Raw genomic sequence first — 12,450 nt, 5'->3', positions numbered from 1 at the left:
CGAATCGGAACCTGCCTCTTGAAGTTGAATGCATAGCTCATGGAGGAGCATCTGCGGCGGCCGCTTGTTACTCTTCCCGGTCATGCGAGCCCTCTTCCCGGGATCCTTCGACCCGGTCACGCAAGGACACCAGGACGTACTCCGGCGCGCCGCCCTCCTCTTCGACGAGGTCGTCGTGTGCGTGATGTTCAACGCGAACAAGACCGGCCGCCTCCCCGTCCCGGAACGGCTGGACCGGCTCCGCGCGGCAGCGACCGGCCTGAGCAACGTCACGGTCGACTCCCACACCGGCGGCCTGCTGGTCGACTACTGCCGACGGGCCGGGATCGACGTCGTCATCCGCGGAGTCCGCGGGACTGCCGACCTGGACTACGAAATGCCGATGGCCCGCATGAACCACGAACTGGCCGGAGTCGAAACGGTCTTCATCGCCGCGGACCCCGCACTGGCCCACATCTCCTCCACCCTCCTCACCACGATGAGTCGGCAGGACCGTGTCACGGCCGAGAGCCGGACGCGCTGACCCCGGGCCTGCGGTCCAGGGCTTTCACAAGGCTGGTGGGACAGCAGTACTGTTGTGCCGGATCGACCGAGGGAGCGACCCCGTGACCGGCGGGTGTCCGGGAAGCGAGGCAGAGGCATGGGGACCGGCCCCGACGACACGGCCACGGACACCTCCACCGCCACAGGCGCGGCCGCTGCCCTCACGGTCGACGAGCTGGCCGCGCGCGCCGGGGTGACCGTCCGTACCGTCCGTTTCTACAGCGCGCGCGGCCTGCTGCCCCCGCCGGTGATCGGGCCGCGCCGCGTCGGGCTGTACGGCCCGGCGCATCTCTCCCGGCTCGCTCTCGTCGAGGAGCTGCAGCACCACGGGATGACGCTCGCCGCCATCGAGCGCTATCTGCGGCAGCTCCCCGACGACCTGAGCGCACACGATCTCGCGATCCACCGCGCCGTCGTGGCCTCATGGGCGCCGGAGGGGGCGGACGACGCGACCCGCGCAGAGCTGGAGCGCCGGGCCGGGCGGCCGCTGCCGGAGCCGGACATCGACCGGCTCGCGGCGATGAACGTACTGGAGCGGGTCGAGGGCGACAGGGACGCCTTCCGGGTGGATCCGGGGCTGCTCGCGCTCGGTGTGCAGCTGCTCGACGTGCCGATCGCCCACGAGACGATCCTGGCCGCGCGCACGGTGGTGCTCGAACACACCCGGGCCGCGGCGAAGGAGCTGACCCGGCTCTTCCAGGACGAGGTGTGGGGGCCCTACCGCGAACGCGAGAGCGACCCTGACGCGGTGGAGGCGATGAAGTCGCTCTCCGCCGATATGCAGCCCATGGTGGTGCAGGCGCTGGTGACCGCGTTTCAGCGGTCGCTGAAGGAGGAGCTGCGGGCCCGTTACGTGGACGGGCCCGCAGCCACCTGACCGGCCGGGCCCGGCCCGGGGGCACAGGTGCTGCGGGCCCGCCGGACAGCCCCTGACGGCCTCTCGCTCAGCCGTCGCTGAACGTCTCGCCCCGCTCCGCCTTCCCGACCAGCAGCGCGGGCGGCGCGAACCGCTCACCGTACCGGCCGGCGAGTTCCCGGGCGCGGGCCACGAAGCCGGGCAGGCCGCCCTCGTAACCGTTGATGTACTGGAGGACACCGCCGGTCCAGCCGGGGAAGCCGATGCCGAGGATCGAGCCGATGTTGGCGTCGGCCACCGAGGTCAGGACGCCCTCCTCCAGACAGCGGACGCTGTCCAGCGCCTCCGAGAAGAGCATCCGCTCCTGCATGTCGGTGAACGGGATGTCCGTCCCGGGCTTGGTGAAGTGCTCGCGCAGTCCCGGCCAGAGTCCGGCGCGCTTGCCGTCCTCGTACACGTAGAACCCGGCCCCTCCGCTGCGGCCGGTCCGGCCGAACTCGTCGACCATCCGGTCGATGACCGCGTCCGACGGGTGCCCGGCCCAGGTGCCGCCCGCCTCCTCGGTGGCGCGCTTCGCCTCGTTGCGGATCTTGCGCGGCAGGGTGAGGGTCAGTTCGTCCATCAGCGAGAGCACCTTGGCCGGGTAGCCGGCCTGGGCCGCGGCCTGCTCGACCGACGCGGGCTCGACACCCTCGCCGACCATCGCCACGCCCTCGTTGATGAACTGTCCGATGACGCGTGAGGTGAAGAAGCCGCGTGAGTCGTTGACGACGACGGGGGTCTTGTTGATCCGGCGTACGAGGTCGAAGGCGCGCGCCAGGGCTTCGTCGCCGGTGCGCTCGCCCTTGATGATCTCGACGAGCGGCATCTTGTCGACGGGCGAGAAGAAGTGCAGCCCGATGAAGTCGCCCTGCCGCTCGACGCCTTCGGCCAGCAGTGTGATGGGAAGGGTGGAGGTGTTGGAGCAGAGCAGCGCGTCGGGCTCGATGACGCCCTCGATCTCCTGGAAGACCTTGTGCTTGAGTGCCACGTCCTCGAAGACCGCCTCGATCACCGCGTCGCAGCCTGCCAGGTCGGCGGGGTCGCCGGTCGGGGTGATGCGGGCGAGGAGCGCGTCCCGGTCGGCCTCGGTGGTGCGGCCGCGCGAGAGCGCCTTCGCGAGCAGCTTCTCCGAGTACGCCTTGCCCTTCTGCGCGGCCTCCGCCGACACGTCCTTGAGTACGACGTCGATCCCGGCGCGGGCGCACGAGTAGGCGATGCCGGCGCCCATCATCCCGGCGCCGAGCACGGCGACCTTGCGGACCTCACGCGGTTCGATGCCCTGGGGGCGGCTGGCGCCGGAGTTGACCGCCTGGAGATCGAAGAAGAACGCCTGGATCATGTTCTTCGCGGTCTGTCCCGTGACCAGTTCGGTGAAGTACCTGGCCTCGATGGTCAGCGCCGTCTCGAAGTCGACCTGGGAGCCCTCGACGGCCGCGGCGAGGATGTTGCGCGGCGCCGGATAGGGGGCGCCCTGCAGCTGCTTCTTCAGATTGGCGGGGAAGGCCGGCAGGTTGGCGGCGAACTTCGGGTTCGACGGGGTGCCGCCGGGGATCTTGTACCCCTTGACGTCCCAGGGCTGCTGCGACTCGGGGTGGGCGTCGATGAAGGCGTGCGCCCGGTCCAGCATCTCGTCGGCGGTGGCGGCGACTTCGTGGACGAGGCCGTTCTCCAGGGCGCGCCGCGGGTTGTAGCGGTTGCCCTGGAGGAGGACCTTGAGCAGGGCGTCGGCGATGCCCATCAGCCGTACGGTCCTGGTGACACCGCCTCCGGCGGGCAGCAGGCCGAGGGTGACCTCGGGCAGGCCGATCCTGGAGCCGGGCGCGTCGAGCGCGATGCGGTGGTGGCTGGCGAGGGCGATCTCGTAACCGCCGCCGAGAGCCGAGCCGTTGATGGCGGCGACGACCGGCTTGCCCAGGGTCTCGATGCGTCGCAGCGAGTTCTTGATGGCCGTGCCGGTGTCGAATGCCTGCTGGGTCTGGTCGGGGCCGACCCGGATCATGTCCTTGAGGTCGCCGCCCGCGAAGAAGGTCTTCTTCGCGGAGGTGTAGATGATGCCGCGGATGGAGTCCTTCTCGGCCTCCGCGCGGTCGGCGACGGCCGCGATCGACTCCTTGAACGCCTGGTTCATGGTGTTCGCGGACTGGTGGGGGTCGTCGAGGACGAGGGTGACGACGCCGGTCCCGTCCTGTTCCCAGCGGATGGTGGTGTTCTCGCTCATGGTGTGGCTGCTCCGTGAGGGCCGTGGGTGGGAGGGGACGGGGTCAGAGACGCTCGACGACGGTGGCGATGCCCATGCCGCCGCCGACGCAGAGCGTGGCCAGGCCGTACCGCTGGTCGCGGCGTTCCAGCTCGTCGATGAGGGTGCCCAGGATCATCGCGCCGGTGGCGCCGAGCGGGTGTCCCAGGGCGATGGCTCCGCCGTTGACGTTGATCCTGTCCAGCGGGAGGTCCATGTCGCGGGCGAAGCGCAGAACGACACCCGCGAAGGCTTCGTTGATCTCCACGAGGTCGATGTCGCCGATGGACAGACCGGCCTTGGCGAGCGCCTTGCGGGTGGCGGGCGCGGGCCCGGTCAGCATGATCGTCGGCTCCGAGCCCGAGACGGCGGCCGAGAGGATCCGGGCCCGGGGCGTCAGTCCGTAGCGCTCGCCGACCGCGCCCGAGCCGATGGCGACCAGGGATGCGCCGTCCACGATGCCGGACGAGTTGCCCGCGTGGTGGACGTGGTCGATCTTCTCGACCCAGTGGTACTTCTGCAGCGCCACCGCGTCGAAGCCGCCCATCTCGCCGATGGCGGCGAAGGACGGTTTCAGGGAGGCGAGCGATTCGGCGGTGGTGCCCGGCCGCAGATGTTCGTCACGGTCCAGGACGACCAGACCATTGCGGTCGGTGACGGGGACGACGGAGCGGGCGAACCTGCCTTCCTTCCATGCCTCGGTGGCCCGCTCCTGGGAGAGCGCGGCGTAGGAGTCGACGTCGTGGCGGGTGAACCCCTCGATGGTGGCGATGAGGTCGGCGCCGATGCCCTGGGGTGCGAAGCCGGTGTCCCAGTTGGTCATCGGGTCCATGGCCCAGGCCCCGCCGTCGGATGCCATCGGGACCCGGGACATCGACTCGACCCCGCCCGCCAGAATCAGGTCCTCCCAGCCGGAACGGACCTTCGCTGCCGCCAGGTTGACGGCTTCGAGCCCCGAGGCGCAGAAGCGGTTCTCCTGGACCCCGGCCACGGTGTCGGGCAGGCCCGCGGCGACGGCAGCGGTGCGGGCGATGTCGGAGCCCTGGTCGCCGACCGGGCTGACTACGCCGAGCACGATGTCGTCGATGGCCGCCGGGTCGAGACCGGGGAACCTGCGGCGCAGCTCGTGGATCAGCCCGACGACGAGGTCGATCGGTTTGGTGCCGTGCAGGGCGCCATTGGCCTTGCCGCGCCCGCGTGGGGTGCGGATCGCGTCGTACACAAACGCTTCGGTACTCAAGACTGCGGCCTTTCGGAGTGCGGATCGGGATGCGCGGTGCGGAGTGCGGATACGGATGACGGGGTGCGGATGCGAATACGGGTACGAGGGGGCGGGTCAGGCGAGCAGCGAGCGGCCGATGATCTCCTTCATGATCTCGGTGGTGCCGCCGTAGATCGTCTGGATACGGCCGTCGGTGAATGCCCTGGCGACCGGATACTCAGTCATATAGCCGTAACCGCCGTGCAGTTGGAGACAGCGGTCGGCGGTCCGCTTCTGGAGTTCGGTGGCCCACCACTTGGCCATCGAGGCGTGCACGGCATCGAGCCCGCCCTCGGTGTGGTCGGCTGTGCAGCGGTCGATGAATGTACGGGTGACGGCGCACTCGGTGGCCATCTCGGCGATCTCGAAACGGATGTGCTGGAGCTTCGACAGCGGACGGCCGAACGCCTCGCGCCCCTTGACGTACTCGGTGGTGATCTCCAGGAGGTGTTCGGCGGCGGCGATTCCGGCCACGGCGATGGCCAGGCGCTCCTGGGCGAGGTTGGTCATCAGATGGATGAAGGCGCCGTTCAGCTCGCCGAGGAGATTCTCCTTGGGGACCCGGACGTCGTGGAAGAACAGCTCAGCGGTGTCCTGGGACTTCTGGCCGATCTTGTCCAGGTTGCGTCCGCGCTCGAACCCGGCGGCACCGCGCTCGACTGCCAGCAGGGACAGGCCCTTGGCACCGCCGTCCGGTGATGTCCTGGCGACCACGATCACCAGGTCGGCGAGGATCCCGTTGGAGATGAACGTCTTGGAGCCGTTGAGGATCCAGTGGTCGCCGCGGTCATCGGCGGTGGTCCGGATGGCCTGGAGATCCGACCCTGCGCCCGGCTCGGTCATGGCGATCGCCGTGATGGTGCGCCCGCTGCAGAAGCCGGGCAGCCAGCGCCGCCGCTGCTCATCGGTGGCCAGCGTGGTGAGGTACGGGCCGACGATGTCGTTGTGCAGCCCGAGCGCCAGACCGGACGCCCCCGCGCGGGTGAACTCCTCGGCGAGCACGGCGCTGTAGCGGAAGTCCGGGTTCCCGCCACCGCCGTACTCCTCGGGGACCGCGAGCCCGAGCAACCCCTGACGGCCGGCCGCGAGCCAGGCGTCCCGGGAGACGATCCCGTCCTTCTCCCACTGCTCGTAGTACGGGAGGACTTCCTTGTTCAGGAAGGTGCGGACGGTCTGCCGGAACGCCTCGTGCTCCGCGGTGTAGAGCCGGCGGTTCATCGGTCTCCCCCTGCTGTGGTGTCGTCCGGTTGCCCGGCTGCTGTGGTTCCGGCCGGTCGCCCGGCCGCGGTGGTGCCGTCCCGCTCCCCGGCCGCGGGGGGCTCGTCCGGTCGCCCGGCGGGTGCTGTCGTATCCGGCGGGCCGGGTGCTCCGGTGAGGCCCGGTACGTCCCAGTCCCGGGCGACCGCGGTCGTGTCGGCGCCCGGACGGGCCGGCCCGCTGCGTACGGATGCGGGGGTGGCGGAGAAGCGCGGCGCGGGCGCGGGCTGGGTCATCCCGCTGTGCTCCGTGAACGTCCCCCGGGCGGCGAGATGCGGATGGTCCGGCGCCTCCCGCAGCGAGAGCACCGGCGCCACACACGCGTCGGATCCCTCGAAGACCGCCGTCCACTCCGCACGGGTCCGGGTCAGGAAACGGGCGGCGATCGTCTCGCGCAGCCCGTCCCAGCGTGCGAGGTCCTTACGCGCCGGGGCGTCGTCCGCGATGCCGAGCAGCCGTACGAACTCGTCGTAGAACTGCGGCTCCAGGGCACCCACGGCCATGTACGCGCCGTCCGATGTCCGGTAACTGCCGTAGAACGGACAGCCCCCGTCGAGCAGATTCACGCCGCGTCTGTCCTGCCAGCCGCCCGCCGCCACCATGCCGTGGATCATGGTGGCGAGGTGCGCGGCGCCGTCCACGATCGCGGCGTCGACCACCTGGCCCGCTCCCCCGTCGGTGCGGGCGTGCTGGAGTGCGGCGAGGAGGCCGATCACCAGATAGAGCGAGCCGCCCGCGTAGTCACCGACCAGGTTGGCCGGTACGGCGGGTGGCTCTCCGGCGCCACCGATCATCCCGAGCGTTCCGGTGACGGCGATGTACGCGATGTCGTGCCCGGCGCGTTCGGCGAGCGGCCCGTCCTGGCCCCAGCCGGTCATCCGTCCGTACACGAGCTGCGGGTTGCGGGCGTGGCACTCCCGCGGGCCGACGCCGAGGCGTTCGGCGACGCCGGGCCGGTACCCCTCGATCAGGATGTCGGCGCGCTCCACGAGGCCGAGGACGCGGGCCGGGCCGTCGTCGGCCTTGAGGTCGACGAGGACCGAGCGTTTGTTGCGGTTGGTGAGGTCGTACGCCGGGTCGATGCCGAGCCCCGCGCCGCCCGGCCGGTCGACCCGTACGACATCGGCGCCGAGGTCCGCGAGGACCATCGCGGCGAACGGCCCGGGTCCGATCCCCGCCAGCTCGACCACCCGGACTCCGGCCAGCGGACCGTTCCCTGCCTCTGTCATCACGCCCCCAGGACTGTGACACAAGTGATGTGACATCGATGATGTTAAGAACGTGTTCCACTCCGCACAAGCTTTTTGGCTGAGCAGGCGCTTAGGGCTTGGGTGTGGGGTCGCATAGGCTCAGCGACGATATGACCAACAACCTCACGCCGCTCGGCCCCAAGGCCGACAAGGACACCGTACGGCGGCACAATCTCAGTCTCGTGCTGCGCGCCGTGCGGGAGCAGGGCGAGGCGACCCGGGCCGGTGTCGCGGGCCGGGTGGGGCTGACGCGGGCCGCCGTCTCGTCGCTGGTCGAGCAGTTGCTCGAAAGCGGCTTCCTCGCGGAGTCGGGCAAGACGTTCAGCGGGCAGGCCGGCCGGCCGGGCACGGTGCTCAAGCCCGCCCGGACGGGGGCCGCGGGTGTCGGTGTCGAGATCAACATCGACTATGTGTCGGTCTGTGTGGTGGATCTGGCCGGAACCGGCCGGGTACGCCTGACCGAGCACCTCGACAACCGGGGCGCACCGCCGGCCGCCGTACTGGCCCGCGCCGCGCGGGTCGCGGCGCGCGCCCTGGAGTCGGCGCGGGAACAGGAACTGCGGCCCGTCGGTGTCCAGCTGGCCCTGCCGGGTCTGGTCTCCGGGGGGACCGTGCGGCAGGCCCCCAACCTCGGCTGGAACCGGGTGGCGGCGGAGGGGATCTTCGCGCAGGCGCTCTCCGCGCTGCGCCCGGACAGCCGCCCGCTGCCGGTCGGTTCGGACAACGAGGCCAATCTGGCGGCGCTCGCGGAGCTATGGTTCGGCGGGCTCGGCACGGTCCGCAGCTTCCTCTATCTGACCGCCGACATCGGCGTGGGGGGCGCCCTGGTGCTCGACGGTGAACTGCTGCGCGGGGCGCACGGGTTCGCCGGTGAGATCGGCCATGTGGTGGCGGATCCGGCGGGTCCGGAGTGCCGCTGCGGCGCACGCGGCTGCCTGGAGCAGTACGCGGGCCAGTCGGCGCTGCTGTGGGCCGCCGGGATCGACGAGGGTGCCGGGGCCTCCGGGGTCGCGGAGCTGGAGCGGCGCGCGCAGGCCGGCGACGAGCGCACCGTGGCCGCGGTCCGGGAGGCCGGGGTGATGCTGGGGCGGGTGCTGTCGGGCGCGGTGAACCTCTTCGATCCGGACGCGGTGGTGCTCGGCGGGATCTACCGCGGCCTGATGCCGTGGCTGTCGCCGGGCGCCGACCGGGAGCTGACCGGCCGGGTGATCTCCGGGCTCTGGCCGCACGGCAGCGGCAGACTGCGCGCCTCATCGGTCTCGGGGGACGCGGCCCGGGGTGCGGCGGCGCTCATCGTCCAGGAGGTGCTGGCCGATCCGGTCGCGTACGCGGAGCAGCGGGCGGGCTGAGCCGGGCCCGCGGGTACGTGCCGGATAGGTGTGGGGGCCCGGCGGCTTCATGGCCGCCCGGGCCCCCAGTCTTCGCTTCGCGCGCGGTGCTCCCGCAGCTGTGCGGTGCTCCCGCGTCTCCGGTCCTTCCACGGCAGCGCGGTGCTCCCGCGTCTCCGTGGTCTTCCCGCGGTCTGCGGCGTCCCCGCGGCTACCGCACGGCCACCTCACTGATCTGTGGCGCCGCCGAGCCCTTGGTCCAGAGCAGACGCACCGCGTCGGCGTCGGCCGCACGGGTCGTGAGGTGCGTGTACGAGCCGGTCATCGGGCCGAGCGTCCGCCACCGGCCGCCGGTGCGGATCTGCACGGCCGCCCCGGCGCCCCGCACTCCACCGGGGGCCAGCACGGTCACGGAGTGCACCGAGCCGGCCATGGGCAGGGTGATGCCGAGCGACTCACCGGCCGAGGGCGCGCGCGAGGCGCGGTAGACGCTCTCGGCGTTTCCGTCCGCGGCCGACGCCAGGCCGCTGCCGTCGGCCGCCGGGGGCCCGCCCGTCACGGACGGGGTGTCCGCGCCGCCGACGTGGAACTCCCGTACCACCACCCAGTTGGTCTGGTCGGCGGTCGCGCGGGCCCGTACGTACCGGGCGGTGGTGCCCGCGGGGGCCGTCGCCCCGATCTTCGGCTCGTCCTTGAACGAGCCCAGCGGGTGCCAGGTGCTGTTGTCGGACGAGTACTCCAGGACACCCTGGTGGAGGTAGTCGGATTCGCTGCCGGACTTGCCCATGGTGACGGTGACGTCGCTGATGGCGCGCTCGGTGCCGAGGTCGACACCGACCCAGTCGTCCTTGGCGGCCGCGCCACTGCTCCAGAAGTAGGTGGAGTCGTCGCCGTCGGTCATCCGGGCCGGGGCGTTGCCCGAGTAGACACCCAGATCGCTCTGGCCCACGGGCTGCGGCGGAAGTCCGATGAGCCGGCCCTCCTCGGTGAGCGCCCGCGTGACGAACGCGTCGAGCACACCGTCACCCACGACGACCGGGATCTTCCCGCCGTTCATGTCGGTGTAGACCGGCGCCTTGGCCCTGGCGACGAGCCCGGCGAGCTGCTGCCGCTCCTGCCACGCTGCCGCGCCGCGCCCGGCCTTCGCGTCGTCCAGCATCCGCAGCGCAGCGAGCGTCGCCGTGCCCCAGCCCTGTGCGGAGTCGAGCCACGGACCGGCGTCGGTGACGAAGCCCTTGTCGGGCAGGTGCGCACGCAGGATCCCGGGCGCGTCGTGCAGCTCGCGCAGGGCTGCCGCGAGGGTGCGCGACGACGCCCTGCCGTCCCAGTAACGGGAGATGACCGCGGACAGCTCGGGCGCCTCCCGCTTGTTCAGCGACGAGCTGTAGTTGACATCGCTGAAGGCCCGCAGGGCCCGCTCCACCCGGGGCCCGCCGCCCGAGAGTTCGTGCACGGCCTGTCCGTAGGAGCGGCCCGCGTCGTACGCCGCGTCGTTCCATGTGTAGTCGGCGACGGTGTACAGGGCGAGCTTTGACGCGTACGGCTGGATCATCGGGTTGGCCGTGATCCCCGCGAGCTGTTCGGCGAGCCCCTTCTCCCGCCCGCTGAACGGGCCGAGCAGCAGCCGGTCGGTCACGTAGTCGTTGACCGGGTAGTTGTCCCAGGTCAGGATCTGATGGCCGAACACCGTCCGGGCGGACTTCGCCTGTGCGACCGTCATGCTCGGTGCGACGACACCGACCCCGGTCCACTCCACCAGGACGTCCTTGTCGAGCTGCCCGGCGATGGCGGTCTTGTACGGGGACGGGGTGACGTCGTAGTACTCAGTCGGCACCATCTCCAGCGGCTGTGCGCCCTCGTGGGTCTTGATGAACTCCTTGTTGACCCGGTTGAGCAGATACGCCTGCGCCGCACCGGCCGCGCCTCCGCCGGTGCCGAACTTCGCCTGGTCGGCGTCGCAGTTCCAGTGGGTGTAGCTGATGTCGTCGAGCGGGATGGCGAACTGCCGTACACCGATGTCCCAGATGGTCTGGAGTTTGTCGTCCAGGGCCTTGAGGTCGGCGTCCGAGCTGTAGCAGGCGCTCAGCCCCGGCGAGAGCGCATACGTGAACCGGACGTGGTCGGCGCGTGCCCGGTCCACCAGCTGCTTGATCGTGTCCAGCTGGTCCGGCGGGTAGGCGTCGCGCCATTTGTCCCGGAGGTAGGCGTCGTCCTTCGGCGAGTAGACGTACGTGTTCATCTTGTGGGCGCCGTAGAAGTCCAGTTGGTCCAGGCGCGCCGCCTGCGACCACGGGGTGCCGTAGAAGCCCTCGATGGTGCCGCGTACGGGGGTGGCCGGCCAGTCGCGGACGGTCAGACCGCGCAGGGACGCACCCGGGCCACCGCGGTGCGGGAGCACCTGGCGGAGCGACTGGGCGGCGTAGTACGTGCCGGTCGCGTCGGTACCGGAGAGCACGATCCGCCCCGCGCCGTCGCCGTGGGCCCGGCCCGCCGCGAGTACATAGCCCTCGGCGGCGAGGCCCTGGGGGCCCTTGACGCCGAGAGCGGTGAGAGCCGCGGCGGACGACGGGTTCTCACCGGGGCCGCCGACGTAGACCGCGAGACGGTCACGTGCGGTGCCCGCGGTGCTCTTCGGGCCGCTCGCGGTGCTCTTCGGGCCGACGGACAGACGGGTGGCCCCGGCGGCCCGGAGGGACTTCTCCACCAGCGAGAGCGCGGCGGCGTCCGTCGCTCCCCCGGTGACGATGTCGACGGAGGCCGTGATGCGCACCTGGTCCGAGCGAGCCGACTCGGACTGCGGTACGGGGGTGATGACGGGGGCGGCGGGCTGAGGGGCGGCGGGCCGGGGGGCCGCGCTCGCGGCCGGGGCGGTGAACGCGGCGAGCGGTGCCGCCGACAGGGCCAGCGCGAGGCCGGCCACGAGGGGTCCGAGCAGAGGCCCGGAGAGTGTGCGGTGCTGCGGTCCGGCCGGTTCTTTGCGGAACATCGACGATCCTCCACGGTTCGGCACCGACCCCTGAGCGGGGCTGTGGAGGACTAGACCACTTGGCTGATGGTGTGTCAATGATGCGCGCAGGAAGGCATTTCCGAGCAGTTGCGCGCACGAGGGCCCGAGGTTGGACGCCGGGTCTCCGGCCGGCGCGCGGCGGGGGTGATGGATGTCACGCGGCCCTCCGGTGCACGGAACGGACCCGCCGGACGTCTGACCCTTCGAGGGATCACCGCCGGCCCAACCGCGAGAAGGGAGCGAGACCTTGCCTCATGTCATCGAACAGGCTGTCCAGGCTCGCCTGGTCACACCCGCACCCCGGATGGAGACCGTCCCGACCACGCTGCGCTACGACCGTACGGATCCGTTCGCGGTCAGCATGGGCTTCCCGCCGCAGGCAACCCTGGCCGGCGTGGCCGTCTGCTGGGCGTTCGCACGGGACCTGCTGGCCTCGGGCCTCCGCGCGCCCGCCGGTCTGGGTGACGTACGGATCCGGCCGTTCGGCTACGACCGGACGGTCCTGGAGTTCCACTCCCGCGAAGGCGTCGCCATGGTCCATATCCACACCGCCGAACTGCGCCGCTTCCTGAAACGGAGCGAGACACTCGTCCCCGCCGGGCGCGAGCACCGCTATCTCGACGTGGACCAGGACGTCGTGGAGCTGCTCCGCGACGCCTGCTGACCCACC

9 protein-coding genes are annotated in these 12,450 nt (G+C 71.3%); 4 read left to right on the top strand and 5 right to left on the bottom strand.

Annotation, left to right across the window (positions count from 1 at the left end; all coding sequences use genetic code 11):
* The first annotated feature begins 82 nt into the window (after positions 1 to 82).
* Entirely contained in the window at positions 83 to 523 is a 441-nt protein-coding gene (gene coaD / locus ACWGKJ_RS20260) for a pantetheine-phosphate adenylyltransferase (RefSeq protein ID WP_385026246.1), read from the top strand.
* 117 nt (positions 524 to 640) lie between these two features.
* On the top strand, positions 641 to 1,420 hold the full coding sequence (locus tag ACWGKJ_RS20255) for a MerR family transcriptional regulator (protein ID WP_385026249.1): 780 nt from the start codon (positions 641 to 643) through the stop codon (positions 1,418 to 1,420).
* Positions 1,421 to 1,487: 67 nt separating this feature from the next.
* Here ACWGKJ_RS20255 and ACWGKJ_RS20250 read toward each other — a convergent pair whose 3' ends face one another.
* The 4 genes from ACWGKJ_RS20250 to ACWGKJ_RS20235 all read right to left on the bottom strand — a co-directional run bounded on the left by ACWGKJ_RS20250 (position 1,488) and on the right by ACWGKJ_RS20235 (position 7,424).
* Positions 1,488 to 3,659, bottom strand: a complete 2,172-nt coding sequence (locus ACWGKJ_RS20250; RefSeq protein ID WP_385026252.1) for a 3-hydroxyacyl-CoA dehydrogenase NAD-binding domain-containing protein — start codon at positions 3,657 to 3,659, stop codon at positions 1,488 to 1,490.
* Positions 3,660 to 3,702: 43 nt separating this feature from the next.
* The gene (locus ACWGKJ_RS20245; protein WP_385026255.1) at positions 3,703 to 4,917 is read right to left on the bottom strand and encodes an acetyl-CoA C-acetyltransferase; all 1,215 of its coding nucleotides are present in this window, start codon (positions 4,915 to 4,917) and stop codon (positions 3,703 to 3,705) included.
* Positions 4,918 to 5,013: 96 nt separating this feature from the next.
* Positions 5,014 to 6,156 (bottom strand): acyl-CoA dehydrogenase family protein, encoded by a 1,143-nt coding sequence (locus tag ACWGKJ_RS20240; protein WP_385026258.1) that lies wholly within the window; start codon positions 6,154 to 6,156, stop codon positions 5,014 to 5,016.
* Positions 6,153 to 7,424 (bottom strand): CaiB/BaiF CoA transferase family protein, encoded by a 1,272-nt coding sequence (locus ACWGKJ_RS20235; protein WP_385026261.1) that lies wholly within the window; start codon positions 7,422 to 7,424, stop codon positions 6,153 to 6,155. The genes ACWGKJ_RS20240 and ACWGKJ_RS20235 overlap by 4 nt, the downstream gene beginning before the upstream one ends.
* Before the next feature lie 131 nt (positions 7,425 to 7,555).
* Here ACWGKJ_RS20235 and ACWGKJ_RS20230 point away from each other — a divergent pair, with 131 nt between their 5' ends.
* Positions 7,556 to 8,794 (top strand): ROK family protein, encoded by a 1,239-nt coding sequence (locus ACWGKJ_RS20230; protein WP_453315781.1) that lies wholly within the window; start codon positions 7,556 to 7,558, stop codon positions 8,792 to 8,794.
* Between the two features lie 190 nt (positions 8,795 to 8,984).
* Here the strand turns inward: ACWGKJ_RS20230 and ACWGKJ_RS20225 are convergent, their stop codons facing one another.
* Positions 8,985 to 11,759, bottom strand: a complete 2,775-nt coding sequence (locus tag ACWGKJ_RS20225; protein WP_453315780.1) for a beta-N-acetylglucosaminidase domain-containing protein — start codon at positions 11,757 to 11,759, stop codon at positions 8,985 to 8,987.
* Positions 11,760 to 12,027: 268 nt separating this feature from the next.
* Here ACWGKJ_RS20225 and ACWGKJ_RS20220 point away from each other — a divergent pair, with 268 nt between their 5' ends.
* The gene (locus tag ACWGKJ_RS20220; RefSeq protein ID WP_385026270.1) at positions 12,028 to 12,444 is read left to right on the top strand and encodes a spore wall synthesis regulator SsgD; all 417 of its coding nucleotides are present in this window, start codon (positions 12,028 to 12,030) and stop codon (positions 12,442 to 12,444) included.
* The last annotated feature ends 6 nt before the right edge of the window (positions 12,445 to 12,450 follow it).

Source organism: Streptomyces sp. NPDC054757, from assembly GCF_053612185.1.
The sequence above is the reverse complement of the archived record's forward strand: the minus strand, read 5'-3'. Positions and strand labels throughout refer to the sequence as shown.

Coding starts and splice junctions, on each gene's coding strand:
- ACWGKJ_RS20240 (WP_385026258.1), bottom strand. CDS start 6,156: ATGAACCGCCGGCTCTACACCGCGGAGCACGAGGCGTTCCGGCAGACC.
- ACWGKJ_RS20250 (WP_385026252.1), bottom strand. CDS start 3,659: ATGAGCGAGAACACCACCATCCGCTGGGAACAGGACGGGACCGGCGTC.
- coaD (WP_385026246.1), top strand. CDS start 83: ATGCGAGCCCTCTTCCCGGGATCCTTCGACCCGGTCACGCAAGGACAC.
- ACWGKJ_RS20235 (WP_385026261.1), bottom strand. CDS start 7,424: ATGACAGAGGCAGGGAACGGTCCGCTGGCCGGAGTCCGGGTGGTCGAG.
- ACWGKJ_RS20255 (WP_385026249.1), top strand. CDS start 641: ATGGGGACCGGCCCCGACGACACGGCCACGGACACCTCCACCGCCACA.
- ACWGKJ_RS20230 (WP_453315781.1), top strand. CDS start 7,556: ATGACCAACAACCTCACGCCGCTCGGCCCCAAGGCCGACAAGGACACC.
- ACWGKJ_RS20225 (WP_453315780.1), bottom strand. CDS start 11,759: ATGTTCCGCAAAGAACCGGCCGGACCGCAGCACCGCACACTCTCCGGG.